Genomic DNA, 25,881 nt, shown 5'->3' with positions numbered 1-25,881 from the left:
GTCGATGGCAAGACGCCTCAGGAAAAGATCAATTCCCCGGGTACGCCGTTGAGCAGCAATTCCTCGAAGTCGGCCGGAGTGAGCGGGCGGGAGAACAGGAAGCCCTGCCCGAACTCGTAGCCGAGGCCGCGCAGCAACCGCGCCTGCTCCGGTGTCTCGATGCCCTCCGCGACCGCGTTCAGGTCCAGCGCGTTCGCCATCTGCGCGACCGCGGTGGCGACCGCGGCCTGCCGGGTGACCGTGGTGACGCCCTCGACGAACGACCGGTCCAGCTTGAGCGTGGTCATCGGGCAGGTGAGCAGCAGCCCGAGCGAGGACGCGGCGGTGCCGAAGTCGTCCAGCGCCAGGTTCACGCCGATCGCGCGCAGCCCGTGCAGCGCCTCGATCGCCTCGTCGTCGGAGAGCACCGCGGTCTCGGTCACCTCGATGGTGAGCAGTTCCGGCGGGTAGTGCGAGGTGGTCAGCACGGCCGCGACCTCGTTCACGAAGCCGGGCTCGCGCAGCTGGCGGCCGGCCACGTTCACGTTCATCCGCAGGTCGTGCTTCCGCCAGCGCGCGGCCTGCCGCACCGACTCGCGCAGCACGAACCGGCCGAGCGGCACGATCAGGCCGCTCGACTCCGCGATCGGGATGAAGTCCGTCGGGTGCACCTGGCCGCGGACCGGGTGCCGCCAGCGGACCAGGGCCTCGCAGCCGGCGATCTCCCCGGTCCCGAGCCGGACCACCGGCTGGTAGACCAGGTGCAGCTGGCCCTCGTCGATCGCCTCGCGGAGCTGGCCGGCCAGCTCCGCGCCGTCCCGGATGCGCACGCCCATCTCCCGGGTGTACGCGACCCAGTTGCTCTTGCCGCGGTCCTTCGCCGCGTACATCGCGATGTCCGCGTCGCGGAGCAGCGAGTCCAGGTCGTCCTCGGCGTCCGCGGTGGCCAGGCCGATGCTGGCACGCACGATCAGGTCGTTGTCCTGCACCCGGACCGGGCGGCCGAGCAGCGTGAGGATGCGCTGCGCGGTCTGCGTGGCGTCGTCCGGGCCGGCGTCGCGCAGCAGCACCGCGAACTCGTCGCCGCCCAGCCGCGCCACCACGTCCTGCTCGCGCACCGCGGCGCGCAGCCGGTCCGCCACGCTGACCAGCAGCGCGTCGCCGGCCGGGTGGCCGAGCGTGTCGTTGATCGTCTTGAAGTCGTCCAGGTCGATCAGCAGCAGCGCCACGCTGCCCGGATCGGTCGTGGTCCGCAGCGTCTCGGTCACCTGCTCGCCGAAGTACGTGCGGTTCGCCAGCTGGGTCAGCCCGTCCACGGACGCGGCCTCGCGCAGCCGGGACTCGTGCCGCCGCAGCTCGCCGAGCGTGGTGTCCAGCCGGTTGATCAGCGTCGCGTTGTCGTGGAACGTGATCAGCTGCCGCGCGGCGACCAGCACGGTGATCATGGCGACGCCGGCGACCGCGCCCCAGAGCTGGTGGTCCGCGCCGGCCGGCAGCACCGTGATCAGGATGCCGAACGTCAGCGCGACCATCCCGTACGGCAGCAGGCTGTAGGGCTTGCGGCGACGCGGCGTGTTCACGTCCGGGTTGTGCCGGGTCTGCAACTCCTGGATGCGCGGGCCGGTCGCGATCAGCAGCGACGGCAGCAGCCGCAGCACCAGCAGGCCCGGGTTGCTCTCCGCGGTCAGCGGCTCCGGCGTGATCATGATGCCGATGCCCTGGATGCAGCCCGCGACCGCCATCGGCCACGCGGCCGGCTTGCTCATCGGCCGGCCGCCACTCAGGATCAGCTTCACGGCCGCGAACGCGGAGACCATCACCACGCTGGCGGCCACGATCGCGGTGATCAGCGATGCGTCCACCGGTGCACCAGGTTCGATCACGAAGCACCAGGTCAGCACCGCGCCCGCGACCAGCACGGTCGCGGAGTCCAGCCACAGCGCCAGCCGTTCCTTGTGGGTGCGCGTGTTCTGCGGGTGGATCAGCATCGCGATCACGACGCCGCCCAGTCCGAGCGCGAACATCGTGCTCTGCACCGGGCTGCCGTTGAGCGTCCGCGCGTCCGGGTCGACGGCGCTGAGCGCCACCTGGATCGAGTCCGCGACGGTGAACAGCGCGCCGGCGAACGCGACCACGCCCCAGAACCGGCGGCGCGGCGCGGACGTGACCCGGAACATCCGGTACGCGTACCAGCCGAGCGCGGCGTCCAACGGCACCTGGGCCAGCCAGAAGACCTGCACCTGCGCGTCCACGTGCCCGGCCAGCGCGTAGAAGCCGATGGTCGCCAGCAACACGAGCCCGGCCATGCCGAGCAGGACCGGGTCGCGCCACGGCACGACGGCGGGGGCCTGGCGCACGGGGCCTCCCTCCTGTCGCAGCCGGGTCGTCGGTCTCCGTGGTCTTCGTATCGACGTGACGGTGCGGACTTCTGAGGACATCGCCGTGTGATCGGCGTTGCGTGGGCTCCCGGTGGCCGCTATGGTTGTTCTCAGAAAGAGATAGACTCAGAGCGAGTTTGGAGCATGGGATGTCCGAGGCCGAGTTCCTCGCCGCGTACGACCCCCGGGACTACCCGGCCGTCGCGGTGACCGTCGACGTGGTGGCGCTGACCATCCGCGACGACCGGCTCTGCGTGCTGCTGGTGGAGCGCGCCGCACCGCCGTTCGAGGGCTTCTGGAGCCTCCCCGGCGGCTTCCTCAAACAGGAGACCGACGAGGGCGAGCCGTGGGCCGAGACGCTGGAGCAGGCGGCCGGCCGCGAGCTGGCCGAGGAGACCGGCCTGGACGCGGAGCGCCTCGACCGGGTGCACCTGGAGCAGCTCGGCAGCTACGGTGACCCGGGCCGCGACCCGCGCATGCGCGTGATCAGCGTCGCCTACCTCGGCTTCGGCCCGCAGATGCCCGACCCGCAGCCCGGGTCGGACGCGCGCGCCGCCGCCTGGGTGCCGGTCGCGGAGCTCGGCCTGCCCGAGGGGCCGGACGCGATCCCCGGCCGCACCGTGTCGCAGCGGCCCGGCACCAGCCGCCGGCTCGCGTTCGACCACGCGCAGATCCTCTTCGACGGGCTGGAACGGGCCCGCGCCAAGCTGGAGTACACGGCGCTGGCCACCGCGTTCGTCGGCGAGACGTTCACCATCGCGGAGCTGCGCGCGGTCTACGAGACGGTCTGGGGCGAGCAGCTGCACGGGCCGAACTTCCGCCGCAAGATCCTCTCCGTCCCCGGGTTCGTCGAGTCGGTGGGCGCCACCACCGAGCGCGGCGGTGCCCGCGGCGGCCCCCGCTCCCAGCTCTACCGCGCCGGTGACGCGACGTTGCTGCACCCGGCACTGCTCCGGACCGTAACCGAGGAACAAATTCGCTAAGGGGTACGAATCATGGGAAGTGGACGCTGGTCGCACGACGCCTACGACGCCGCCGCGGCCTACCGGGCCCGCACCGGGCGGGACGCCTTCGACTACGACGCCGGCATCCGCGCCTCGCGTCGCCGGCAGGACTGGACCGCACACCCCGACCTCGACCCGTACGGCGTGGACGTCCGCGAGTCGCGTGACTCCGCCGAACACCCGGAGAGCCTGGCCGTCGCGGTGCTGTTCGACGTGACCGGCTCGATGGGCTACGTGCCGCGCCGGTTGCAGGAGAAGCTGCCCCAGCTGTTCGACCTGCTGCTCGACCGTGGCTACGTAGCCCACCCGCAGCTGCTGTTCGGCGCGATCGGCGACGCCACCTGCGACCGGGTGCCGCTGCAGATCGGCCAGTTCGAGTCCGACAACCGGATGGACGAGCAGCTCGGCCGGATCCTGCTGGAGGGCGGTGGCGGCGGGCAGAAGACGGAGAGCTACGAGCTCGCGGCGTACTTCATGGCCCGGCACACCTCGATCGACTGCTGGGAGAAGCGCGGCAAGCGGGGCTACCTGTTCATCATCGGCGACGAGCTGAACTACCCGAGGGTCTACGCCCGCGGTGGGAACGCGCCGGTCACCGGCTACGACCGGAGCGGCCGCCGGGGCGTCGCGGAGGTGATCGGCGACCGCCTCCAGGACGACATCGACACCCGGGACATCTACGCGGAGCTGCGCGAGATGTACGACGTCTACTACATCCTGCCGTCCGGTACGTCGTACGCCGGCGACCGCCAGGTGCTCGACCACTGGCGCGACCTGCTCGGGCAGAACGTCATCGAGCTGGACGACCTGGACGCGGTCAGCGAGACGATCGCGCTCACCATCGGCATCGGCGAGGGCACCATCGGCCTCGACGACGGCCTCGCCGACCTGCGGCAGCAGGGCTCCACGGCCGGCCGCTCGGTGGAGCGGGCACTGGCCCCGGTCGCGCGCGGGCCCCGCGACGCGCGTGACCCGCGTGATGCCCGTGACCCGCGGGTTCCCCGGGCTTCCGGGGCCGACCGTGGTGGCCGGGTACCGGTCGCGCGGCGCAGCGTGGTCCGCCGCGGGAACACGCGCGGAGCGCGGTGGGTCTGATGAGCCCGGCGGAGGCACGCCACGTGATCGTGGCCGACCTGGGCTTCGGCGACGCCGGCAAGGGCACGATCGTCGACTGGCTCGCCGGGCGCGCTGCGGCAACAGCGCGCCCGGCCCGTACCGCCGCCGTTCTGCGCTTCAACGGGGGAGCGCAGGCCGCGCACACGGTGGTCCGGGCGGACGGCACGTCGCACACGTTCGCGCAGTTCGGCGCCGGCACCTTCGCCGGCGTGCCGACGCTGCTCACCCGGCACACGCTGGTCGAGCCGCTGGCGCTGGCCCGGGAGGCCGCGGCGCTGGCCGCACTCGGTGTCCCGGCCCCGCTCGACCTGATCTCCGTGGACCGCGCCGCGCTGCTCACCACGCCGCTGCACGCGGCCGTCAACCGCGCCCGCGAGGCGGCCCGCGGCGGCGCCGCGCACGGCAGCTGCGGAATCGGCATCGGCGAGACGATGTCCTACGCGCTCGACCACCCGGACCTGGCGCTCCGCGCGGGCGACACCGAGTCCCCGTCCCGCCTGCGCCGCCGCCTGCTCGCACTGCGCGAGTGGGCGGCCACCACGATCCAGACCCTGGCCGGCGCCGGCCTGCCGGGCGCGGGCGGTGCCGTGCCGTTGCCGGACGTCAACGAGCTGATCCGGGCATATCGGGCGTTCGCCCGCCGGGTCCGGCTCACCGGTGCGGGCGAACTCGCGCGGCTGGCCGCCGCCGGGCCGCTGGTCTGCGAGGGTGCACAGGGCGTGCTGCTCGACGAGTGGCGCGGCTTCCACCCGCACACCACGTGGTCGACCACCACGTTCGCGAACGCGCTGGAGCTGCTGACCGAGGCGGGCGTGGACACCGGCGACGTGTGCCGGCTCGGCGTGACCCGCACCTACGCGACCCGGCACGGCGCCGGGCCGTTCCCGTCCGAGGATCCGTCGCTGGCGCCGCTGCTGCCGGAACCGCACAACGGCACCGGGCGCTGGCAGGGCGCGTTCCGTGTCGGCCACCTGGACCTGGTGCTGCTCCGCTACGCGCTGGAGGTCTGCGGCGGCGTGGACGCGCTCGCGGTGACCCACCTGGACACCGCGGCCGCCGCGGGTGACCGCCTGAAGGTGGCCACCGCCTGGCGTGCCGGTGGCACCCGGATCACCCGCCTCCGCCCCGGCCCGTTTGCCGACCTCGCACACCAGCGGCGCCTGACCGATCTTGCGCTGGCCGCCACGCCGGACCTCACCGCTCCCGGCCGGTCCTGGCCCGGCCTGCTCTCCGGCGAGCTCGGCGTGCCGGTCGCGGTGACGTCCTGGGGACCTCGATCGGGCGACAAACATCCGCCCACAATGGACTTTTCCCCTACCCGCGAAGATCGGGGCCGGGTGCCGGTGCCGTAGCCTGGCGGTGGTCTCGCACATGAGGGGGCAGCGTGGTGTTCGAGCAGTTCAATGCACGTCGGCTCGCGATCGGCGCGGGCGTGGGCCTACCGCTCATCGCGCTCTGGACCGTCCTGCTGAGCGCCACCATCCCGTACGACTTCATGGTCCATTTCATGAGCATGGTGCTGCTCAGCCTGGTTCCGTTCGCCATCGTCTCGTTCATCCTCGTATGGGCCCGCCGCCACCGCTCCCGCCCGCCCCGGCACCGCGACCACTGCGCCGAGTGCGGCCAGCCCATCCATCACCCTGAATGAGTATCGTTCCGCGGTGCGTGCGGGGCGGGCCATGGCCACTCGGGGTCAGGGCTGGATGGCGTCCATGGCGCGGAAGATGCGGACGTCGGAGACCGGGGAGGGGGTGCCGAGGGACGGGGCGTAGTAGTTGATCCTGAGTTCCTCGATCATCCAGCGGACGTCGGCGATCTCCGCGGCCGCGGGCCGGCCCGGGCGCTGGTTGGCCAGCAGCCACTGGTATTCCTTCTGCACCTCGGCCAGCTGCTTCAGCATCTGGCCGTCGCGCTGGGCGCCCGCGGGCAACTTCTCCAGGCGTTTCTCGATGCCCTGCAGGTAGCGCACCAGGTCGGGCAGTCGCTGCCAGCCGGTCTCGGTGACGAATCCCTTGTGGATCAGGCCGGCCAGCTGCGCGCGGACGTCGTTCAGCGCCGGGACCACGGCCATCGCGGCCATGCCGCCGCCGGACGCGGCCTTGCCGGTCGCGGCTATCCGCTGTTCCGCCGCGTAGGCCGCGCCGAGGACGCGCTGCACCCAGGAGATCGTGTCGCCGACCACGTCGCCGACGGCCTGCCGGACCTTGGTCAGCAGCGTGGTGAACGCGGCCGCGTCCCAGGCCGGGCCGCCGAAGTCGGCCATCGCCTTGTCGACCGCGCAGGCCATGATGTCGTCGAGCAGCGCGGCGAAGCTGCCGTGCGGGCTGCGGGCCAGCGCGAGCTTCGTCGAGTTCGGCATGTCCGCGACGAACTTCGCCGGTGCGGGCAGCGCCAGCAGCAGCAGCCGCCGGTTGCCGGCCCACATCGCGCGCAGCTGCTCCGCCTCGGTGTCGAACAACCGCAGGCCGACCGTGTCGCCCTCGTCCACCAGGGCCGGGAACGCGCGCACGACGTACCCGCGCGACTCCTTCTGGAAGGTTTTCGGCACCGTGCCGACGTCCCAGGTGGTGAGCCCGGTGCGTTCGACGGTGGCGGCGGACGCGGCGAGCACCTGCTGCGTCCTGGGGCGCAGCCGGGACCGCAGCGCGAGCAGGTCCTTGCCCTCGCCGACCGTCTTGCCCTTCTCGTCCACGATCCGGAACGTCATCCGCAGGTGGTCGGGGAGCTTCGCGACCTCCCACGCGTCCGGCGGCACGAGCACGCCGGTGATCCGGCGCAGTTCGCGTTCCAGCGTCTCGAGCAGCGGGCCGTCGCCGGGGCCGACGCGGTCCAGCACGGCCCGGGCATGATCCGGCACGGGTACGAAGTTGCGGCGCAGGTTCTTCGGCAGCCCGCGGATCAGCGCGGTCACCAGCTCCTCGCGCAACCCCGGCACCTGCCAGTCGAACGCGTCCACCGGCACCTGGTTGAGCACCGGCAGCGGGATGCGCACGGTCACGCCGTCCGCCTCGGTCCCGGGCTCGAACTGGTAGGTGAGCGGCAGCGTGAGCCCGTCGACCTCCCACTCGTCCGGGTAGTCGGCCTCGTCCACGCCGCCGGCGCCCGCGTTGATCAGCATCTGCCGGTCGAAGGTCAGCAGCGACGGGTTGGTCCGCGACTCCTTCTTCCACCAGGAGTCGAAGTGCCGCCCGGAGACCACGTCGGCCGGGATGCGCGCGTCGTAGAGCGAGAACAGCGTCTCGTCGTCGACCACGATGTCCCGGCGGCGGGTTTTCTGCTCCAGTTCCTCGACGTCCTCGATCAGCCGGCGGTTGGCGTGGAAGAACTTGTGGTGCGTCTGCCAGTCGCCCTCGACCAGGGCGTGCCGGATGAACAGCTCGCGGCTCAGCTCCGGGTCGATCCGGCCGTAGTTGACCTTCCGCTGCGCGACGAGCGGCACGCCGTACAGCGTGACCTTCTCCATCGCCATCACGGCACCCTGCTTCTTCTCCCAGTGCGGCTCGCTGTAGGAGCGCTTGACCAGGTGCGCGGCCAGCGGCTCGACCCACTCCGGCTCGATCTTGGCGGCGACCCGGGCCCACAGCCGGTTCGTCTCGACCAGCTCCGCGGCCATCACCCAGCGCGGCGACTTCTTGAACAGCGCGGAGCCGGGCGAGAGCACGAACCGGGCGTTGCGCGCGCCGACGTACTCCTGCTGCTTCTCCACGTCCTTGAGCCCGATCTGCGAGAGCAGGCCGGTCAGCAGCGACGTGTGCACCTTCTGCGAGTCGAGACCTTCGGCATCGAGAGCCCCACGGGGTACGCCCATCGCCTCACGCAGCTGCGCGTAGATGTCCTGCCATTCGCGCACCCGCAGGTAGTTCAGGTACTCCTTCCTGCACATCCGCCGGAAGGCGCTGCTGGACAGCTCCTTCTGCTTGTCCCGCAGGTAACGCCACAGGTTCCAGTACGTCAGGAAGTCCGAGTCCTTGTCGGTGAACCGGGCGTGCTGCTGCTGGGCCTGCTGCTGCGCGTCCTGCGGTCGCTCGCGCGGGTCCTGGATGGACAGTGCGGCCGCGATCACCATGACCTCGTGCACGACGCCGTTCTTCTCCGCCTCCAGCACCATCCGGGCCAGGCGCGGGTCGACCGGCAGCGCGGCCAGCCGGCGGCCGAGCGGGGTGAGGCGCTTCGCCGGGTCGAACGTGACCGGGTCGAGCGCGCCCAGCTCCTCCAGCAGGTTGACGCCGTCCTTGACGTTGCGCTTGTCCGGCGGCTCCACGAACGGGAACGCGGCCAGGTCGCCGAGCCCGAGCGCGGTCATCTGCAGGATCACCGAGGCCAGGTTGGTGCGCAGGATCTCCGGGTCGGTGAACTCGGGCCGGGAGAGGAAGTCCTCCTCGGTGTAGAGCCGGATGCAGATGCCCTCGGAGACGCGGCCGCAGCGGCCCTTGCGCTGGTTCGCGCTGGCCTGCGAGACCGGCTCGATCGGCAGCCGCTGCACCTTCAGCCGGTGGCTGTACCGGGAGATGCGCGCGGTGCCCGGGTCGATCACGTACTTGATGCCGGGCACGGTCAGCGACGTCTCGGCGACGTTCGTGGCGAGCACCACGCGCCGGCCCGGGTGCGGCGCGAACACGCGGTGCTGCTCGGCGACGGAGAGCCGGGCGTACAGCGGCAGGATTTCGGTGTTCTTGAACTCGGCCTTGGTGAGCGCGTCCGCGGTGTCCCGGATCTCCCGTTCGCCGCTGAGGAAGACCAGGATGTCGCCCGGTCCCTCGCCCTGCAGCTCGCGCACCGCGTCGAGGATCGCGGTGGTCTGGTCGCGGTCCGGGTCGGAGTCCTCGTCGTCCGGGTCGACGACCGGGCGATAGCGCACCTCGACCGGGAACGTCCGGCCGGACACCTCGACGATCGGCGCGGGTTTCCCGGCGGCGTCGGCGAAGTGCGCGGCGAAGCGCTCCGGGTCGATCGTGGCGGAGGTGATCACGATCTTCAGGTCGGGGCGGCGCGGCAGCAGCTGCTTGAGATAGCCCAGGATGAAGTCGATGTTGAGGCTGCGCTCGTGCGCCTCGTCGATGATCAGCGTGTCGTACTGCGTCAGGTTCCGGTCGTTCTGGATCTCGGCCAGCAGGATGCCGTCCGTCATCAGCTTCACCATCGAGGCGTCGCTGACCTGGTCGGTGAACCGGACCTTGAAGCCGACGGTCTGCCCGAGCCCGGTCTTCAGCTCCTCCGCGATCCGCTCCGCCACGGTGCGGGCGGCGAGCCGGCGCGGCTGGGTGTGCCCGATCAGCCCGCGCACGCCCCGGCCCAGCTCCATGCAGATCTTCGGCAGCTGGGTGGTCTTGCCGGAGCCGGTCTCACCGGCCACGATCACCACCTGATGGTCCCGGATCGCGTCGCGGATCTCGTCGCGCAGCGCGCTGACCGGCAGCTGCTCCGGGTAGGTGATCTCCGGCCGGCTCTCGGCGCGTGCGGCTATCCGCGCCTCCGCGGTCTCGACCTCCGCGGTGATGTTGGCCAGGACCTTCGCCCGGGACTCCGGGTCGCGGACCTTGCGCACACCGTCGAGCCGACGGCGCAGCCGCCGCTCGTCGCGGAGCATCAGGTGGGGGAGGCGCTGCGCAAGTGCGGCGGCGGGATTCGTCTGCATACCGCCGTCAAGGATAGGCCGGACATGGCGTTTTCCCGACTCGTTTACGGCCGGGGCGAACCGGGGATGCCTGCGGTGCGTGTCACACAGAGGAAACGCGATGCGCGTCACAGGCATAGATCACTGAAAAATGCTTCGCCGAGCGTGGCGCGCGGTACATACGCTGTTGAAGATCGCGTGTGGGGGGAGGGGTCATGAGGCGCGGCCCGGCAATGTTCTTCGGAGCCATCGTGGCTTTCGGGCTCGGCCCGGCCGTCTGGATCGGCGGCACGTTCGCGACCGCCGAGGCCGACGCGGTGCCGGTTGAGTCACCGCGACCCGTCCCGTCCGTCTCGGTCAGCACGGTCTATGTCGCGGTCGAGCCGTCCGCGGAGCCGGAGGTCGTGGAGATCGCCGACGCGTGGGTGCCGCCGGCCGCCGTCCCGTCCGCGTCGCCGTCCGTGAGCCCGTCCGTCCCGCCGACGCCGTCCGTGAGCCCGTCCGCGACGAGGAAGCCGCTGGTCACGCCGGGCCCGTCGAAGACCGCGACGCCGCCGCCGGCCAGTCCGCCGGTCGAGCACACCGCGGAGCCGACGTTCTCGCCGGAGCCGAGCGAGGACGTGCCGTCCGGCGCCTGAGTCGAAACGCCGTCGAACGCTTTTGTTGATTCGGCAAACTATTGACAGGCGTTTCGTGAGCGTGTGAATCTCTCCTTCTGACCGGTGCGGGAGCCATCGGCGGGCCCGGGCAAGGCCTCGCCGTGTCTTTCCCCGTGCTTCTGCATCCGTCAGTCACCCGCGGTGCGGGTGAGGGAGGACCCATTCATGCGCAGGAAACTCGCCGGCGCGCTCGCCGCCCTGCTCACGGCCGGCACGACGGCCGTGGTCGTGCAGGCCACCGGCACCGCGAACGCGGCCGTCGCCGAGCCTTACACCTGGAAGAACGTCCGGATCGACGGCGGTGGGTTCGTGCCCGGCATCGTCTTCAACCGTACGGAACGGAACCTGATCTACGCGCGGACCGACATCGGCGGCGCGTACCGGTGGAACGAGTCCGGGCAGAACTGGGTGCCGCTGCTGGACTGGGTCGGCCAGGGCAACTGGGGCTGGAACGGCGTGCTCAGCATCGCCACCGACGCGCTCGATCCGAACCGCGTGTACGCCGCGGTCGGCATGTACACGAACTCGTGGGACCCGAACAACGGCGCGATCATCCGTTCGTCCGACCGCGGCGCCACCTGGCAGGTCACGCCGCTGCCGTTCAAGGTCGGCGGCAACATGCCGGGCCGCGGCCAGGGCGAGCGCCTGGCGATCGACCCGAACGACAACCGGGTGCTCTACTTCGGCGCGGAGGGCGGCAACGGCCTCTGGCGCTCCACCGACCAGGGCGTGACCTGGGCCGAGGTCGCCAACTTCCCGAACGTGGGCAACTACGCGCAGGACCCGGCCGACCCGAACGGCTACCTGAACCACAACCAGGGCGTCACCTGGGTCACGTTCGACGAGGACACCGGCACCCGCGGCAACCGCACCCAGACGATCTACGTCGGCGTCGCCGACAAGGAGAACCCGGTCTACCGGACCACGGACGGGGGTACGAGCTGGGAGCGCCTGCCCGGCACGCCGACCGGCTACCTGGCGCACAAGGGCGTGCTGGACAGCGTGAACGACCGGCTCTACCTGGCGACCAGTGACACCGGCGGCCCGTACGACGGCGGGCACGGCCAGGTCTGGAGGTACGGCACCGCGACCGGCCTCTGGACCGACATCTCCCCGGTCCCGGCCACCTCGGCCGACCAGTATTTCGGCTACTCCGGCCTGACCGTCGACCGGCAGAACCCGAGCACGCTGATCGTCGGCACGCAGATCTCCTGGTGGCCGGACGCGATCTTCTGGCGGTCCACGGACGCCGGCGCGACCTGGAGCCGGATCTGGGACTACGCCGGCTACCCGAACCGGGTCAACAAGTACACGATGGACGTCTCGTCCGCGCCGTGGCTCGACTTCGGCGAGAACCCGAGCCCGCCGGCCCAGGCGCCGAAGCTCGGCTGGATGAACGAGTCCATCGAGATCGACCCGTTCGACCCCGACCGCATGCTGTACGGCACCGGGGCCACCGTCTACGGCACCACGCAGCTGCGGAACTGGGACACCGGCGGCACGTTCACGATCAAGCCGTTCGTGAAGGGGCTGGAGGAGACCGCGGTGCTCGATCTGGTCAGCCCGCCGGCCGGCGCGCCGCTGGTCTCCGCGCTCGGCGACATCGGCGGCTTCCACCACGCGTCACTGGACGCGGTGCCGGCCGACATGCACCTGTCGCCCACGCTGGGCAGCGGCACCGGGCTGGACTTCGCGGAGCGCAACCCGTCCGTCATGGTCCGGGTCGGCAACGTGAACCGCACCGACTACCCAAACGTCAACCGGATCGGCATCTCCACCGACGGCGGCAAGACCTGGTACCAGGGCCAGGAGCCGGCCGGCGTGACGAACGGCGGCAAGGTCGCGATCAGCGCGGACGCCGGCGCGGTGGTGTGGGCGCCGGACGGCACGAACGTGCACTACTCGACCACGCGCGGCAGTTCCTGGGCGCAGTCCACCGGCATCCCGGCCGGGGCGAAGGTGGAGGCGGACCGGGCCGACCCGAAGACGTTCTACGGCTGGTCGGCCGGCCGGTTCTACGTCAGCACGGACGGCGGCGCCACGTTCACCGCGTCGTCCGCGACCGTGCCCGCCACCGGGCGGGTCAACGTGAAGACGGTGGCCGGGTCCGCGGGCGATGTGTGGATCACCGGGGACGAAGGGCTGTTCCGGTCCACGAACGCGGGTGCGTCGTTCACCAGGATCTCGACGGTCACGTCGGCGATCAACGTGGGCTTCGGCAAGGCGGCGCCGGGCGCGTCGTACCAGGCGGTCTACCTGGTCGGCACGGTCGACGGCGTGACCGGCGTGTTCCGCTCGGACAACGCGGGCGGCGCCTGGACGCGGATCAACGACGACGCACACCAGTACGGGAACATGGGCGACGCGCTGACCGGTGACCCGCGCATCTTCGGCCGCGTCTACCTGGGTACGAACGGCCGCGGCATCCTCTACGCGGACCGCACCCTGACCACCACGCCGACCGCCACGGTCACGCCCACGTCGTCCCCGACCGCCTCGCCCACCCCGACGGTCACCCCGACGTCAAGCCCGACCGCGAGCCCGAGCCCCACGGGGAGCCCCGCGCCGGCCGGCTGCACGGCGGCCTACCGGATCACCGGGCAGTGGGCCGGCGGGTTCCAGGGCGAGGTGACGGTGACGAACGCCGGCACCGCGGCCACCACCGGCTGGACCGTGAACTGGACGTTCGCGAACGGGCAGTCGATCAGCCAGGCCTGGGGCGGTACGGCCACGCAGAGCGGCACGGCCGTGTCCGTGCGGAACGTGTCGTGGAACGGCGCGCTGGCACCGGGCGCGTCCACCGCGTTCGGCTTTCTCGGCTCCTGGACCGGCGCCAACGCGATTCCGGCCGCGGTGACCTGCACCCGGTCGTGAAGGGCCGGAGGGGACGCGTCCGCGCGTCCCCTCCACCCGCTCAGTTCTCGTCCTCACCGTGCGGGATGCTGACCGCGATCTCCTTGCCGAGCCGGTAGCCGAGACGCAGCTCCAGGTCGTCACCGGACCAGAAGCTGCCCGGGTCGTACCAGTTCGGGCGCTTGCCGGGCGGAAGCAGGCCCATCGCCTCGTAAGTGACGGCCACGACCTCGGCGCAGTACGCCTTCTCCAGCTCGTTGTCCTGCGCCTCCTCCTTGCGGAAACGGATGTTCGGCACCCGGCCCTTCGCCCACCGCCAGGCCAGCTGCGCGGTCGACGGGAACGGCGTGCCGTCCAGGCGCGCGATCGTCCTCAGCACCGCGTCCTCCATCTGACGCGTCACGCCCGGCTCCAGCTGCCGCAGCCAGCCGCGCTGGCCGTACCGCATGCCCCAGACCGTCACCGCCTGCCGCATGTCGTGCAGCTGCACGCCGCGCTGGTGCGTGCCGCTCCACAGGTCGGGCAGCGACCGGCCCAGCTCGGCGTGCCACATCAGGGGCGGCATGTCGTCGATGACCACGCACATGCCCACGTGGTTCACCGGACTGTTGGTCAGCGTCTGGATGGCACGGTCGGCCGCGCTCCGTCCGCGAAACACCCACATGTCACCCGTACGAGCGAGATCGACTGCTTCGTCCAGGGTGATGCTCGTCCCTTCGGCCATCGAACTACTCTATGTGGATGCAGTGGTCAAAGGTGCGGCAGACCGGCAAGGCACTCCCCTTCTGGAAGATCCTCGGTGTGGCCGGTGTGGTCGGTGTGGCCGCGACCGGCATCGTGGTCGCCCGCGCGGAGCGCCGCCGCCGCGCGTACACCCCGGACGAGATCAAGGACCGGCTGCGCGCCCGGCACGCGGAGATCGAGAGCCCGTAGGGTTTCGATCGCCACGGCCCTCGGATCCGGCGGCCCGCGGGCGGTGACCACGCCGGAAGCGGGTATATCCACAGATTGTTCTACGATTTCCGCGTGGAAGAGTGGGGCGCACGGCTCGCGGATGACAGGGCGCTGCTCGATCGCGGTAGCACCGCGGAGCGGGTGGCGGACATCCTGCGGCAGCGGATCACCGAGGGCGTGTTCAAGCCCGGGACCCGGCTGAGCGAGGAGAGCCTGCGCGAGGCGCTCGGCGTCTCGCGGAACACGTTGCGCGAGGCGTTCCGGCTTCTGGCGCACGAGGGGCTGCTGGAGCACCAGCTCAACCGCGGCGTCTTCGTGCGGCTGCTGACCAGCGCGGACATCCGGGACCTGTACGCGATACGGCGGATCCTGGAGTGCGGCGCGCTGCGTAACCTGGACGCGCTGCCGCCGGAGTCGGCCGGCCGGCTCCGGACCGCGATCGAGAGCGCGGACGAGGCCGCGGCGCGCGCGGACTGGGGTGCGGTCGGCACCGCGAACATGCGCTTCCACCAGGCGATCGCGGACCTGTCCGGCAGTCGCCGGGTGGCCGAGTCGGTGCGCGCGCTGCTGGCCGAGCTGCGCCTGGTGTTCCTGGTGGTGGCGGATCCGCGTGCGCTGCACGAGCCGTACGTGGCCGGCAACCGCGCGCTCTACGAACTGCTGGCCGCGGGCGACCTGCGCGCGGCCGAGGAGGCGCTGCAGCGGTACTTCGACGACGCGGAGAAGCAACTGCTCGCCGCCTACGCCGCGGCGAACCGATAGAGGGAGTCCACAGTGTCCGACGTTCCGGCGATCTTCGCGGCGGCGGTGGCGGCCGATCCGGCCCGCCCGCTGCTCACGTTCTACGACGACGCGACCGGGGAGCGCACCGAGCTGTCCGGCCTGACGCTCGGCAACTGGGTGTCCAAGACCGCGAACCTGCTGGTGGACGGCCTCGGCCTGGGGCCGGGCGACCGCGCGGACCTGCTGCTGCCGGCGCACTGGCAGACCGCCGCGATCCTGCTGGCGTCCTGGTCCGCGGGCCTGACGGTGGCGTACCGGCCGTGGTCGACCGCGGGCCTCACCGCACCGGCCGGCGTGCCGGACGTGGTATTCGCGGCGCACGACCGGGTGCGCAGCATGCTGGAGGACGTGCCGGACGCGGACGAGCGGTTCGTGCTGAGCCTGCACCCGTTCGCGATGCCGATGCGCGAGGTGCCGGACGGCTACCGCGACTTCAACGCGGAGGTGCGCGTGTTCGGCGACGTGTTCCGCGCGGCCGCGCTGCCCGCGCCGGACACGCTGGCGACCACGGACGGCACCACGTTCGGCCAGTGGGGCGCGATCGCCGGGCACATCGCGGGCGAGATGGGCCTGACCGCCGGTGACCGCGTGCTGATCGACGCAAGCCGGTACGAGCAGCCGGTGCAGTGGCTGCTGGCACCGCTGGCCGCCGGTGCCTCGATCGTGCTGGTGGCGAACGCGGACAAGGAGAAGCTGGCCGCGCGCGCGGAGTCGGAGCGCGTCACGAAGGTGCTGTAAAGGCGGCCTTGACGCGCCATGTTCGTCAAGGCATCCTTGACGGTATGAGGAACGCACCCGACATGGCGCTGTCCGTCGACCTGACGGCGGCGACCGCGGCCGTCACCTCGGCCGCCGTCCTTGAGGTCTCCCGCCAGGCCGACGCGCTGCTCGGTGGCCGCAAGGCGCCCGGCGACCCGGGTTGGGAGCAGTGGTCCGGCAGCGACGCCGAGGCCGAGTGGGAGGTCGCCAACCAGCTCCTCCAGCTGCGGCTGAGCCTGGCGGCGAACCTCGATCCGGTGTTCATCGTGATGGGCCTGCGCCGCTGGGGCGTCACCTGGGAGATGATCGCCAAGGTGGCCGGCACCAGCCGGCAGGCCGCGCACGAGCGGTGGGGCAAGCGGGTCACCGGCATGCTCGACGCGTACGGCACCGGCGAACTCGGCGGCCCGGTCGCGGACGACGAGAAGGACTTCTAGAGCCTGTGCCGACGTGGGATGCCGGGCTACGGCGAGGCCCGGGCGCCGACTGGCCGCACGTCGCGCAAGCCCACATGCAACACCGGTATGCGGGCTTCCGTGCCGCGCACCCGAACGACACCTGGACCGCGCCTCGCTCCGGCCCCACGTCGGCACAGGCTCTAGACCAGCGCCTTCCCGAGGTTCTCCACCGCCAGGTACGGGTTGAGGTGCGAGTGCCGGCTGCCGACCGCGACGTCCCGCCAGAAGCGCTGCAACGGGTTCGCCGTGCCGAAGCCGCTCGCGCCGTGCAGGTCGAGCAGCAGCTCCACGGCGGCCCGGCAGTCGCGCGCGGCGGTCGCCTCCGCCATGTGCAGGCGCGGCAGGCCGGACTGCGCGACCTCCGGGCCGTCCGCCGCGGTGGCGACCTCGAACGCGGTGCGCTCGGCCCGCTCGATCAGGTGCGTCGCCTCGGCCAGCCAGTGCCGCGCGCCGGGCGACTCGCCCATCGACGCGTACGCCGTCATGAACGGCTTGCGGCCGGACCCGAACATGGCCCGCACGGTGTCCAGCGCGCCGAATGCCCCGCCGATCACCGGACCGAGCACGCACAGCCCGAACAGCAGCAGGTCGTTCACCGCGAACGGCCGGAACGGGAACACCTGCCCGTCCGGGACGCCCACCGCGTCCGCGACCACGGTGTGGCTGCCGGTCGCGCGCATGCCGGACACCTGCCAGGTGCGGTCGATGCGCAGGTCGGCCCGCCGGATGTGGGCGAAGTGCGGCACGCCGTCGATCGTCAGCAGCACGCCGGTCCAGGTGGCGTCCTCGCAGCCGGAGACGTTCGGCCAGGCGCCGGTGACGACCACCGTGTCCCCGTCCCGCGTGCCGGTGCCGCAGCCCGGCCGGCCGGAGCCGCAGAAGATCGCGTCCGGGTCCGCGAACAGTTCCTTGCGCACCGTCTCGCCGGACATCCGCTTCGCCAGCGTCTTGCTGGTCACGGTCACGCCGGTCACCCAGGCGGCGGACGGGTCCGCGCGGCCGATGTCGATCAGCCGGCGCAGGATCGTCTCCGCGCTCGCGTCCGGCCCGCCGTGCTCGGCCGGCACCGCGAGCGCGAAGTCGCCGTTCGCGCGCAGCGCCCCGATCGCCTCCGGGGTCAGCCGGTCCCGTGTCTCACCGTCCGCCGCCTGCGCGGCAATGCGTTCGTTGCTCACGATCAAACCCAATCAGCGACGGTACGGCGGCGGCCATGCGTGATCGGACCGGCGCGATACGCGTCTGTGCGCTCCGGTGGGCGGGATGCGCGCGGTTGCCGGATACGCTCGCGGGATGGACGTGATCAGCGAGGCGGTCGAGGACCTGCGGATCGGGCAGGTCTACGGGCGCCGGGCCGAGGTGCCGGCCACGTTCGCCGGCCGGTTCGAGGCCTGCGAGGGCGTCGGGTTCCACGTGCTGCTGCGTGGCGAGGGCTGGCTGATCTCCGGGTCGGCCGCGCCGATGCGCATGCGCGCCGGTGACGTCGCGGTGGTCCCGCACGGCGCCGCACACGGGTTCGGCCCACAGCCGTGCACGCTGGCCGAGTTGCCGGCCGCGCCGATGGGCATACCGGCCGCGCCGGCCGAGCCGATGCCGGTGGACATGATCTGCGGCATCTACCGGCTGGAGCGCGGCGGCAGCGTTCACCCGTTCCTCCGCTCGCTGCCGGACGTGCTGCTGATCGCGTCGGACGCCCGGCTGGCCGCGCTGGCCGAACTGCTCACCGAGGATCTGGGCCGGCCGCGGGAGGGCATGCTGGTCAACCACCGCGCGCTGGTCGACCTGGTGCTGGTGCACGCGCTGCGGCTCTGGCAGGCGGCGTGCCGGGGCGCGGCCCCGCCGTGGGACGCGCTCACCGACCGGGGCATCGCGGCCGCGCTGCGCGAGATCCACGCCAGCCCGGAGGCGCCGTGGACCGTGGAGCGGCTCAGCCGCACGGCCGGGATGTCGCGGACCGCGTTCACCCGCCGGTTCACCGCGCTGGTCGGCGTGCCGCCGATGACGTACCTGATCGGCCGCCGCCTGCACCGGGGCGCCCAGCTGCTGCGCGAGACGGACGCGCCGCTGTCCGCGATCGCCCGCCGGGTCGGCTACGCCACGGAGTTCGCGTTCGCCGGCGCGTTCCGCCGCGAGTTCGGCCTGCCGCCCGGCCGTTTCCGCGGCCTCACCGAGCCGCTGCTGCTTCGCGAGGCCGGGTGAACCGGATCGCCGTGCCGGGCCGGGCCTGGGCGAGCGCGTCCACGTCGGACGGGTCGACCACGCCGATCACCGGATAGCCGCCGGTGGTGGGGTGGTCGGCGAGGAAGATCAGCGGCTGGCCGTCCGCCGGGACCTGGATCGCGCCGAGCACCAGACCCTCGCTCGGCAGCTCGCCGTCGCGCGCCCGGGTCAGCGCCGGCCCGGTCAGCCGGGCGCCGATCCGGTCGGTCTGCGGCGACACCCGGTATCCCGCGCCGAGCAGCGTGCGCCATGCGTCCGCCGTGAACCAGTCGTCGCGCGGACCGGGCCAGACGCGCAGGCGCAGCGCGGCCGCCGGCGGCCGGCAGAGCGCCACGTCCACGCCCGGCGGCGGCGCGGCAGCCGGGCCGACCGGCAGCACGTCGCCGTCGCGCACCGGCTCCGGGCCGAGACCGGAGAGCGTGTCCGTGGACCGGCTGCCCAGCACCGGCGGCACCGCGATGCCGCCGTTTACGGCCAGGTAGACGCGCAGGCCGGCGGCGGGACGGCCGATGTCGATCACCGCACCGGCCGGGACCGCCAGCGGCAGGCCCGGGTCGGCCGGCCGGCGGCCGACCGCGATCGGCGCGGGCGTGCCGGTGACCGCGAGCGTCATCGCCCGGGTCGCGCGGGCCCGCAGCCCGCCGAGCGTGATCTCCAGCCCGGCCGCGCCCGGCGGGTTGCCGGCCAGCCGGTTCGCCGCCCGCAGCGCCCCCGCGTCCAGCGCGCCGGACCGCGGCACGCCGAGGTGCGCGAGACCGGGCCGGCCCAGGTCCTGCACGGTGGTCCGGACGCCCGCCCGGATGATCTCCAGGCTCATGTCTCCTCGGCAAAACGCACGATCGTGCCCGGGGCGAGCAGTGCCGGTGGGTCGTTCGCCAGATCGAAGAGCGTTTCCCGGGTACGGCCGATCAGCTGCCAGCCACCGGGCGACGCGGTGGGGTAGACGCCGCTGTACGGCCCGGCCAGCGCCACGGTTCCGGCCGGCACCCGGGTGCGCGGCGACGCGCGGCGCGGCACGTGATGCCGCGGCCCGAGCCCGGTCAGATAGGCGAAGCCGGGCGCGAACCCGCAGAACGCCACGCGGAACTCGGTGCCGGTGTGTATCGCGATCACCCCGGCCCGGTCCGTGCCCCAGAGGCGCGCGACGTCGTCCAGGTCCTCCCCGTCGTACCGGGTGGGAATCGTGATCCGGTGGGGTTTCGCCGGGGTCCCGGTGCCGGTCGACAGGTCCTCGGGGAGCAGCCGGAACACCCGGTCCGGGTCGGGGACACCGTCCAGCAGCACGGTCCGAGCGGCCGGCACGATCTCCGCCGCGGTCAGCTCGCCACGCTCGCGCAGGCCGGTGAGCAGTTCATATGCGGCGGAGACCGCCTCGTCCCCGGGGAGCTCGATCAGGATGGCCGACGGTCCGGCCCGGCGCGCGTGCATGGCGATGCCCCATCTGTCGGTTTACACCATCTTCATATTGAGGAATTGCTCAATCGTTCTACGATTTCTTACAGTGTGGCATACGGCACAACGCATCCGCGATCCGTAGGAGCCCGTCATGACGACGACCCGCAACCCGAAGGAAGCACGACGCGTCATCATCGCCAGCCTCGTCGGTACCTCGCTGGAGTGGTACGACTTCTTCCTCTACGCCTCCGCCGCCGCCCTCGTCTTCGGCAAGCTGTTCTTCCCCACGTTCGAGCCGCTCACCGGCACGCTGCTGGCCTTCACCACGTACGCGGTGGGTTTCGTCGCCCGCCCGCTCGGCGGCATCGTCTTCGGCCACTTCGGCGACCGCGTCGGCCGGAAGGGGGTGCTGGTCGTCACGCTCATCCTGATGGGCGGCGCCACGTTTCTCATCGGGCTGCTGCCGACCTACGCCACCATCGGCGTCGCCGCGCCGGTCCTCCTCGTGTCCATGCGATTCCTGCAAGGCCTCGGCCTCGGCGGCGAGTGGGGCGGCGCGGTCGTGATGTCACTGGAACACGGCGACCCGGCCCGCCGCGGCCTATCCGCGTCCTGGCCACAGGTCGGCGTGCCGGCCGGCAACCTGCTCGCGTCCGGCGTCCTCTGGGTACTGTCCGCGACGCTGTCCGAGGCCGCGTTCCTGGACTGGGGCTGGCGCATCCCGTTCCTGCTGTCCGGCCTGCTGGTGCTGGTCGGCCTGTGGATCCGGGTGTCGGTCACCGAGTCCCCCGCGTTCACCGCCGTCGAGGCGCACGGCACCAAGGCGCGGCTGCCGCTGGTCGAGGTGCTGCGCCGGCACCCACGCGGCCTGCTGGTCGCGATGGCCGCCCGGATCGGCACCGACGTCGCGTTCTACACCTTCAGCCTGTACGTGCTCACCTACGTCACCGGCACGGTCGGCCTGCCCCGCACGGTCGCGCTGACCGGCGTGCTGGTCGCCTCCGGCCTGCAGCTGCTGCTCATCCCGCTGGCCGGCGCACTCTCCGACCGCTACGGCCGCCGCCCGGTCTACGCCGCCGGCGCAATCCTCGCCGCCGCCTGGGCGTTCGCCTTCTTCCCGCTGCTGAACACCGGCAACACGCTGGTCATCGTGCTTACCGTGGTGGTCGCCCTGGCCACCCACGCCATCATGTACGGGCCCCAGGCCGCCTTCGTCGCCGAACTGTTCTCCACCCGCCTGCGTTACTCCGGCGCCTCCATGGGCTACCAGATCGCCGGCATCTTCGGTGGCGCCCTCGCCCCGATCGTCGCCATCCAACTGGTCCGCGCCACCGGCAGCGCGTTCGCGGTCTCCCTCTACGTCGCCGCGGCCCTGCTGCTCACGCTGATCGCCCTCGCCTTCGCCCCGGAAACCTCCCGCCTTACGTCCCTCGACGACGAGCCCACCTCCCCGAAGTCCCCCTTGCCCGCCTGACCTTCACGCCGCCCCGATGCCTCCCGCCGGGAGGCATCGGGCACGCCACCCCACCCGGCGGCACCCGCCGGGCGAGATATGCCGCGGTTACGGTGTGTTGCGGTTCCCGAGCGCGCGGCGGTTCCGAAGGCGTTGCGGTTTCCGGATCCGGGTTCCGGCGTCGGGGCTGAGCGGATCGGGGCCGGTGGGTCAGGCGGCGATCTGCACGGGGGCGGGGCGGCGGCGGGCGGCGGGCACCACCAGGGGGGTGCCGGATTCGGGGTCCGGGACGACGCGGCACTGGAGGTCGAAGACGGTGTGGACCAGGTCGGCGGTGATGATGTCGGCGGGGGCGCCCTGGGCGACGATCGCGCCGTCGCGCATGGCGATCAGGTGGGTGGCGTAGCGGCAGGCCTGGTTGAGGTCGTGCAGTACGGCGACCAGGGTGCGGCCGGTCTCTTGAAGGTCGGCGCAGAGGTCGAGGACCTCGATCTGGTGTGTGATGTCGAGGAACGTGGTCGGTTCGTCCAGCAGCAGGATGTCGGTCTGCTGGGCCAGCGCCATCGCCAGCCACACGCGCTGCCGCTGGCCGCCGGATAGTTCGTCGACCACGCGGCCGGACAACTCGGAGACGCCGGTCGCGGCCATCGCCTCGGCGACCACCCGCTCGTCCTCGCGGGACCACTGGCGAAGCAGGCGCTGGTGCGGGAACCGGCCGCGGCCGACCAGGTCGGCGACCGTGATGCCGTCGGGGGCGATCGAGGTCTGCGGGAGCAGGCCGAGGCGGCGGGCGACCTCCTTGGCCGGGTACGAACCGATGCCCTTGCCGTCCAGCAGCACCGATCCGGCGCGCGGCTTGAGCATCCGGGAGAGCGCGCGGAGCAGCGTGGACTTGCCGCATGCGTTCGGGCCGACGATCACGGTGAACGAGTTGTCCGGGATCTCCACGCTCAGGCCGGTGGCGACCGTGCGCGCGTCGTACGCCAGCGTCAGCCCTTCGGCACGCAGTCTGGTCACGATTCAGCCTCCCGGAACACGAACTCAGGTGAGGCTAGCCTAACGAACGGCGACGGAGGATCGCGATCAACCTCCGGGCGTCGGTCGACGGGGAGAGCGTGACCAGCTCCCAGCCGTACGCGTCGAGGTGCTCGACCGCGGCGATCAGCCGGGCCAGCCGCTCCGGCTCGACCGTGCCGTCGGACAGCACGGCCAGGTGCCGGTAGTGGTAGAAGCGCAGGTCCGCGCGCCCCTCCAGCACCGCTCCGGCCGACACCTGACGGGTCGCGACGATCTCCTCGGGGGACTGCCGGGTCGCCATGGTCCACACAGTAGTGATCGGAAACCATGATCAAAAGCCGCCGCTTGCCACGTCACCCCTCGCGCCCTTAGGTTAGGGTCGCCTAAGCTCACCCGAGCGTGAGGGCGATCGATGCGTGTGGCCGCCTTCCGGAGTGGAGCGAGAGGGGTCCGGCGGATGAGTCGCGAGGTCACCGAGGGTCTGGCGGAGGCGGTGGTGGCTGCCGGGGCGCCGCCCGCGCCGCTGTTGTCCGCGCCATGGTCGCTGCGTCCGGTCGTCACGGACGACGACGTCGCGCTGGTCGCGCGGTGGATGGCCGAGCCGCACGTGGAGCTGTTCTGGGAGCAGGCCTGGCCGGTCGCGCGGTGGCGGGCCGCGATCGACGGCCAGCGCGATGGCGACTACTCCCGGCCGTACCTGGTGTCGCACCGGGGTGCGCCGCTGGCCTATGTGGAGATCTACCGGGTGGCGCGCGACGTGGTCGGCCTGCAGTACGACGCGGACGCCCACGACCTGGGCATCCACCTGGCGCTCGGCGAGCTGTCGTCCACCGGGCGCGGGCTGGGCCGGGCGATGGTGCGCGCGGTCGTGGACGGGCTGTTCGCGGCGGATCCGCGGTGCGCGGTGGTGGTCGCGGACCCGGACGAGCGGCACGCGATGGCGCGGCGGATGTTCGCCGGGGCCGGCTTCGCGCTGTGGGGCGTGCGCGACCTCGGGCACAAGCGGGCCGCGATCCTGCGCCACGAGCGGCCCGCCATATTTATGTAGATATAGGTCACATCGACGGCCTTTACCATGATGTTTCGTTAGGTTAGCCTAACCTAACCTAACCTAACCTAACCTAACGAGCGGGATCGTGTACTCACCGTGGTGTCCCGGCCGTACCAGAGAAGGGCTTTCGCCTGTGAGCGTCGCGAGGGAACCGGAAGTACCGGTCTACGACCTGGTCGGGATCGGATTTGGCCCGTCGAACCTGGCGCTCGCCGTCGCGGTTCAGGAGCACAACGACGGCGTGCCGGCCGGCGAGGCACTGCGCGCGGTGTTCCTGGAACGGCAGAGCGCGTTCGGCTGGCACCGCGGCATGCTGTTCGAGGACGCCACCATGCAGGTCTCGTTCCTCAAGGACCTGGTCACGCTGCGCAACCCGGCCAGCGACTTCAGCTTCGTGTCCTACCTGCACCAGCGCGGCCGGCTGGCCGACTTCGTCAACCACAAGACGCTGTTCCCGTTGCGCGTCGAGTTCCACGACTACCTGTCCTGGGCCGCGGAGCGGATGAGCCACCTGGTCGCGTACGACGCGGAGGTCACCGACGTGCTGCCGGTGCACGACGAGGCCGGCGAGGTGGTCTGCTTCGACGTGGTGGCGCGCGACGGCGTGCGCCGTGCCCGCAACGTGGTGATCGCGCTCGGCCTGGAGCTGAGCCTGCCGCCGGAGGCGGTGCTCTCCGCGCGCGTCTGGCACAACCTGGACCTGCTGTCCCGGCTGGCCGAGCTGCCGGCCGCGGAACCGCGCCGGTTCGTGGTGGTGGGCGCCGGGCAGAGCGCGGCCGAGGTGGTCGGCCACCTGCACGAGCGCTACCCGTCCGCGGAGGTCTGCTCGGTCTTCTACCGGTACGGCTACAGCCCGGCCGACGACAGCTCGTTCGCCAACCGGATCTTCGACCCGGAGGCGGTGGACCTGTACTACCGCGCGCCGGCGGACGTGAAGCGCATGCTCTTCGACTACCACCGGAACACGAACTACTCCGTGGTCGACATCGACCTGATCGACGACTTGTACCGGCGCGTCTACCGGGAGAAGGTGCTCGGCCGGGAGCGGCTGCGCATGCTGAACGCGTCCCGGGTCGCGGACGTGGTGCCGCGCGAGGACGGCGTCACGGTCACGGTCGAGTCGATGCCGACCGGCGAGCGGCAGACGCTGGACGCGGACGTGCTGATCTACGCGACCGGCTACCGCCCGGTGGACGCGGTGAAGCTGCTCGGCACGGCCGGGCCGCTCGCCCGCCGTACCGGTGAGGGGCTGATCCAGGTGGACCGCGACTACCGGGTGGTGACCGAGGGCGGGGTCCGGGCCGGCATCTATCTGCAGGGCGGCACCGAGCATGCGCACGGCATCACGGCCACGCTGCTGTCCAACGTGGCGGTCCGGTCCGGCGAGATCGTGCGCGCGGTGGCGGCCACGCCGCGCATCGGCGCGGCCAAGCCGCTGGCGCTGGTCCGGGGCGCGTGATGGGCGTGCCGAGCCGGGAGCTGATCCGGGCGGACGTGGCCGAGTCGCTCGGCGAGAGCCCGGACGACCTGACCGACGACGAGAACCTGCTGGACCGCGGCCTGGACTCGATCCGGATCATGACGCTGGTGGAGAAGTGGCGGCGGGACGGCTATCACGCCGACTTCCTGGACCTGGCGGAGAACCCGACCGTAGCGGGCTGGGAGTCGGTGCTGCGCCGTTCGTGAGCACGACTCGGGGTGCCCCGCCGCGGCGGGGCACCCCGAGCGCGTCGTTCAGTCGTTCAGACCGACCGGGGTGCGGTCGCCGGTGTAGATCGCGACGACCTCGTCGGCGTCGTCGATCTCGTCCTCGGCCGGGCGCTCCGCCAGCGACCGGCGCGCGGCGACACTCACCGCGAAACCGGCCACCACGCCGAGCACGGCCGCGCCCGCGATCAGCGTCCAGGGCAGCGCCGGACGACGACCGGCGAGCGCGTCCAGCGCGCCCTGGGCGCGGTACTTCGCCTCGCTGGTGACCGCGCCCAGCGTGCCGGCCGCGGAGCTCACCGAGGTGCTGACCGTGCTCTTGGTGCTGCCGGCCAGGTCACCGGCCGACTCCATCGTGTGCTTGAGGTAGTCCCAGGCCTGCTGGGTCGCCCTCTCGGTCTTGGTCTTGCGGTGAAGCAGGTTGGTTCCCATGAAGCTCTACCTCCTCCAGGTCCGTGCCGGCCACCAGAGAAAGCGGCGTCCG

24 protein-coding genes are annotated in these 25,881 nt (G+C 72.0%); 15 read left to right on the top strand and 9 right to left on the bottom strand.

The window, feature by feature from the left end:
- Nucleotides 1–17 precede the first annotated feature (17 nt).
- The gene (locus J2S42_RS13975) at nucleotides 18–2,336 is read right to left on the bottom strand and encodes an EAL domain-containing protein (protein WP_307239275.1); all 2,319 of its coding nucleotides are present in this window, start codon (nucleotides 2,334–2,336) and stop codon (nucleotides 18–20) included.
- Nucleotides 2,337–2,506: 170 nt separating this feature from the next.
- On the opposite strand from J2S42_RS13975, the gene J2S42_RS13970 reads away from it, so the two are divergent.
- The 4 genes from J2S42_RS13970 to J2S42_RS13955 are packed head-to-tail and all read left to right on the top strand — an operon-like array spanning nucleotide 2,507 to nucleotide 6,125.
- Nucleotides 2,507–3,340, top strand: a complete 834-nt coding sequence (locus J2S42_RS13970) for an NUDIX hydrolase (RefSeq protein ID WP_307239273.1) — start codon at nucleotides 2,507–2,509, stop codon at nucleotides 3,338–3,340.
- A 12-nt stretch (nucleotides 3,341–3,352) separates the two neighbouring features.
- Entirely contained in the window at nucleotides 3,353–4,456 is a 1,104-nt protein-coding gene (locus J2S42_RS13965) for a hypothetical protein (protein WP_307239270.1), read from the top strand.
- Nucleotides 4,456–5,829 carry an adenylosuccinate synthetase gene (locus J2S42_RS13960; protein ID WP_307239268.1) on the top strand — a complete coding sequence of 458 codons (1,374 nt, stop codon included), beginning with the start codon at nucleotides 4,456–4,458 and terminating at the stop codon, nucleotides 5,827–5,829. Before J2S42_RS13965 ends, J2S42_RS13960 begins: the two co-directional genes overlap by 1 nt.
- Nucleotides 5,830–5,861: 32 nt before the next feature.
- Nucleotides 5,862–6,125 (top strand): hypothetical protein, encoded by a 264-nt coding sequence (locus J2S42_RS13955; protein ID WP_307239266.1) that lies wholly within the window; start codon nucleotides 5,862–5,864, stop codon nucleotides 6,123–6,125.
- A gap of 45 nt (nucleotides 6,126–6,170) precedes the next feature.
- On the opposite strand, the gene hrpA is transcribed toward J2S42_RS13955, so the two are convergent.
- On the bottom strand, nucleotides 6,171–10,112 hold the full coding sequence (gene hrpA / locus J2S42_RS13950) for an ATP-dependent RNA helicase HrpA (protein ID WP_307239264.1): 3,942 nt from the start codon (nucleotides 10,110–10,112) through the stop codon (nucleotides 6,171–6,173).
- A 230-nt stretch (nucleotides 10,113–10,342) separates the two neighbouring features.
- On the opposite strand from hrpA, the gene J2S42_RS13945 reads away from it, so the two are divergent.
- The gene (locus tag J2S42_RS13945) at nucleotides 10,343–10,729 is read left to right on the top strand and encodes a hypothetical protein (RefSeq protein ID WP_307239262.1); all 387 of its coding nucleotides are present in this window, start codon (nucleotides 10,343–10,345) and stop codon (nucleotides 10,727–10,729) included.
- 186 nt (nucleotides 10,730–10,915) lie between these two features.
- On the top strand, nucleotides 10,916–13,624 hold the full coding sequence (locus tag J2S42_RS13940) for a cellulose binding domain-containing protein (protein WP_307239260.1): 2,709 nt from the start codon (nucleotides 10,916–10,918) through the stop codon (nucleotides 13,622–13,624).
- Nucleotides 13,625–13,664: 40 nt separating this feature from the next.
- Here the strand turns inward: J2S42_RS13940 and J2S42_RS13935 are convergent, their stop codons facing one another.
- A complete protein-coding gene (locus J2S42_RS13935) occupies nucleotides 13,665–14,327 on the bottom strand; it encodes a hypothetical protein (protein WP_307239258.1) in 663 nt (220 codons plus the stop codon).
- A 17-nt stretch (nucleotides 14,328–14,344) separates the two neighbouring features.
- On the opposite strand from J2S42_RS13935, the gene J2S42_RS13930 reads away from it, so the two are divergent.
- From J2S42_RS13930 to J2S42_RS13915, 4 genes are all read left to right on the top strand, one after another.
- Nucleotides 14,345–14,536 carry a hypothetical protein gene (locus tag J2S42_RS13930; RefSeq protein ID WP_307239256.1) on the top strand — a complete coding sequence of 64 codons (192 nt, stop codon included), beginning with the start codon at nucleotides 14,345–14,347 and terminating at the stop codon, nucleotides 14,534–14,536.
- A gap of 93 nt (nucleotides 14,537–14,629) precedes the next feature.
- Nucleotides 14,630–15,319, top strand: a complete 690-nt coding sequence (locus J2S42_RS13925) for a GntR family transcriptional regulator (RefSeq protein ID WP_307239255.1) — start codon at nucleotides 14,630–14,632, stop codon at nucleotides 15,317–15,319.
- A gap of 12 nt (nucleotides 15,320–15,331) precedes the next feature.
- Nucleotides 15,332–16,078 carry a TIGR03089 family protein gene (locus J2S42_RS13920; RefSeq protein ID WP_307239253.1) on the top strand — a complete coding sequence of 249 codons (747 nt, stop codon included), beginning with the start codon at nucleotides 15,332–15,334 and terminating at the stop codon, nucleotides 16,076–16,078.
- A 44-nt stretch (nucleotides 16,079–16,122) separates the two neighbouring features.
- Nucleotides 16,123–16,536 (top strand): hypothetical protein, encoded by a 414-nt coding sequence (locus J2S42_RS13915; RefSeq protein WP_307239251.1) that lies wholly within the window; start codon nucleotides 16,123–16,125, stop codon nucleotides 16,534–16,536.
- A 161-nt stretch (nucleotides 16,537–16,697) separates the two neighbouring features.
- Here the strand turns inward: J2S42_RS13915 and J2S42_RS13910 are convergent, their stop codons facing one another.
- Nucleotides 16,698–17,732, bottom strand: a complete 1,035-nt coding sequence (locus J2S42_RS13910; RefSeq protein WP_307239249.1) for an acyl-CoA dehydrogenase family protein — start codon at nucleotides 17,730–17,732, stop codon at nucleotides 16,698–16,700.
- A 115-nt stretch (nucleotides 17,733–17,847) separates the two neighbouring features.
- Here J2S42_RS13910 and J2S42_RS13905 point away from each other — a divergent pair, with 115 nt between their 5' ends.
- Nucleotides 17,848–18,753: a helix-turn-helix transcriptional regulator gene (locus J2S42_RS13905; RefSeq protein ID WP_307239247.1), complete on the top strand. Its 906-nt coding sequence runs from the start codon at nucleotides 17,848–17,850 to the stop codon at nucleotides 18,751–18,753.
- Here the strand turns inward: J2S42_RS13905 and J2S42_RS13900 are convergent.
- Together J2S42_RS13900 and J2S42_RS13895 are read right to left on the bottom strand one after the other, a co-directional pair.
- Nucleotides 18,719–19,591 carry a 5-oxoprolinase subunit C family protein gene (locus J2S42_RS13900; protein ID WP_307239245.1) on the bottom strand — a complete coding sequence of 291 codons (873 nt, stop codon included), beginning with the start codon at nucleotides 19,589–19,591 and terminating at the stop codon, nucleotides 18,719–18,721. The genes J2S42_RS13905 and J2S42_RS13900 overlap by 35 nt on opposite strands.
- Nucleotides 19,588–20,202 carry a 5-oxoprolinase subunit B family protein gene (locus J2S42_RS13895; protein ID WP_307239243.1) on the bottom strand — a complete coding sequence of 205 codons (615 nt, stop codon included), beginning with the start codon at nucleotides 20,200–20,202 and terminating at the stop codon, nucleotides 19,588–19,590. The genes J2S42_RS13900 and J2S42_RS13895 overlap by 4 nt, the downstream gene beginning before the upstream one ends.
- A 118-nt stretch (nucleotides 20,203–20,320) precedes the next feature.
- Here J2S42_RS13895 and J2S42_RS13890 point away from each other — a divergent pair, with 118 nt between their 5' ends.
- Nucleotides 20,321–21,643 carry an MFS transporter gene (locus J2S42_RS13890; protein WP_307239241.1) on the top strand — a complete coding sequence of 441 codons (1,323 nt, stop codon included), beginning with the start codon at nucleotides 20,321–20,323 and terminating at the stop codon, nucleotides 21,641–21,643.
- 189 nt (nucleotides 21,644–21,832) lie between these two features.
- Here the strand turns inward: J2S42_RS13890 and J2S42_RS13885 are convergent, their stop codons facing one another.
- Nucleotides 21,833–22,642 (bottom strand): ABC transporter ATP-binding protein, encoded by an 810-nt coding sequence (locus tag J2S42_RS13885; protein WP_307248748.1) that lies wholly within the window; start codon nucleotides 22,640–22,642, stop codon nucleotides 21,833–21,835.
- 31 nt (nucleotides 22,643–22,673) lie between these two features.
- Entirely contained in the window at nucleotides 22,674–22,940 is a 267-nt protein-coding gene (locus tag J2S42_RS13880; RefSeq protein WP_307239240.1) for a transcriptional regulator, read from the bottom strand.
- 156 nt (nucleotides 22,941–23,096) lie between these two features.
- Between J2S42_RS13880 and J2S42_RS13875 the strand changes: the two genes are divergently transcribed.
- From J2S42_RS13875 to J2S42_RS13865, 3 genes are all read left to right on the top strand, one after another.
- The gene (locus J2S42_RS13875) at nucleotides 23,097–23,687 is read left to right on the top strand and encodes a GNAT family N-acetyltransferase (protein ID WP_307239238.1); all 591 of its coding nucleotides are present in this window, start codon (nucleotides 23,097–23,099) and stop codon (nucleotides 23,685–23,687) included.
- A gap of 136 nt (nucleotides 23,688–23,823) precedes the next feature.
- On the top strand, nucleotides 23,824–25,149 hold the full coding sequence (locus tag J2S42_RS13870; RefSeq protein WP_307239236.1) for a lysine N(6)-hydroxylase/L-ornithine N(5)-oxygenase family protein: 1,326 nt from the start codon (nucleotides 23,824–23,826) through the stop codon (nucleotides 25,147–25,149).
- Entirely contained in the window at nucleotides 25,149–25,376 is a 228-nt protein-coding gene (locus tag J2S42_RS13865; RefSeq protein WP_307239234.1) for a phosphopantetheine-binding protein, read from the top strand. The genes J2S42_RS13870 and J2S42_RS13865 overlap by 1 nt, the downstream gene beginning before the upstream one ends.
- A 48-nt stretch (nucleotides 25,377–25,424) precedes the next feature.
- Here J2S42_RS13865 and J2S42_RS13860 read toward each other — a convergent pair whose 3' ends face one another.
- Nucleotides 25,425–25,829, bottom strand: a complete 405-nt coding sequence (locus tag J2S42_RS13860) for a hypothetical protein (RefSeq protein WP_307239232.1) — start codon at nucleotides 25,827–25,829, stop codon at nucleotides 25,425–25,427.
- Nucleotides 25,830–25,881: the final 52 nt, after the last annotated feature.

The sequence above is a fragment of the Catenuloplanes indicus genome, assembly GCF_030813715.1.
In the GTDB taxonomy this organism is placed as follows: domain Bacteria; phylum Actinomycetota; class Actinomycetes; order Mycobacteriales; family Micromonosporaceae; genus Catenuloplanes; species Catenuloplanes indicus.
This window is presented reverse-complemented; position numbering and strand designations above follow the sequence as displayed.

Bases quoted from the DNA above. Each gene is read 5' to 3' on its own strand.
- hrpA (WP_307239264.1), bottom strand. From the start codon at position 10,112: ATGCAGACGAATCCCGCCGCCGCACTTGCGCAGCGCCTCCCCCACCTG.
- J2S42_RS13970 (WP_307239273.1), top strand. From the start codon at position 2,507: ATGTCCGAGGCCGAGTTCCTCGCCGCGTACGACCCCCGGGACTACCCG.
- J2S42_RS13960 (WP_307239268.1), top strand. From the start codon at position 4,456: ATGAGCCCGGCGGAGGCACGCCACGTGATCGTGGCCGACCTGGGCTTC.
- J2S42_RS13930 (WP_307239256.1), top strand. From the start codon at position 14,345: ATGCAGTGGTCAAAGGTGCGGCAGACCGGCAAGGCACTCCCCTTCTGG.
- J2S42_RS13880 (WP_307239240.1), bottom strand. From the start codon at position 22,940: ATGGCGACCCGGCAGTCCCCCGAGGAGATCGTCGCGACCCGTCAGGTG.
- J2S42_RS13915 (WP_307239251.1), top strand. From the start codon at position 16,123: ATGAGGAACGCACCCGACATGGCGCTGTCCGTCGACCTGACGGCGGCG.
- J2S42_RS13940 (WP_307239260.1), top strand. From the start codon at position 10,916: ATGCGCAGGAAACTCGCCGGCGCGCTCGCCGCCCTGCTCACGGCCGGC.
- J2S42_RS13965 (WP_307239270.1), top strand. From the start codon at position 3,353: ATGGGAAGTGGACGCTGGTCGCACGACGCCTACGACGCCGCCGCGGCC.
- J2S42_RS13865 (WP_307239234.1), top strand. From the start codon at position 25,149: ATGGGCGTGCCGAGCCGGGAGCTGATCCGGGCGGACGTGGCCGAGTCG.
- J2S42_RS13860 (WP_307239232.1), bottom strand. From the start codon at position 25,829: ATGGGAACCAACCTGCTTCACCGCAAGACCAAGACCGAGAGGGCGACC.
- J2S42_RS13875 (WP_307239238.1), top strand. From the start codon at position 23,097: ATGAGTCGCGAGGTCACCGAGGGTCTGGCGGAGGCGGTGGTGGCTGCC.
- J2S42_RS13905 (WP_307239247.1), top strand. From the start codon at position 17,848: ATGGACGTGATCAGCGAGGCGGTCGAGGACCTGCGGATCGGGCAGGTC.
- J2S42_RS13935 (WP_307239258.1), bottom strand. From the start codon at position 14,327: ATGGCCGAAGGGACGAGCATCACCCTGGACGAAGCAGTCGATCTCGCT.
- J2S42_RS13900 (WP_307239245.1), bottom strand. From the start codon at position 19,591: ATGAGCCTGGAGATCATCCGGGCGGGCGTCCGGACCACCGTGCAGGAC.
- J2S42_RS13895 (WP_307239243.1), bottom strand. From the start codon at position 20,202: ATGCACGCGCGCCGGGCCGGACCGTCGGCCATCCTGATCGAGCTCCCC.
- J2S42_RS13890 (WP_307239241.1), top strand. From the start codon at position 20,321: ATGACGACGACCCGCAACCCGAAGGAAGCACGACGCGTCATCATCGCC.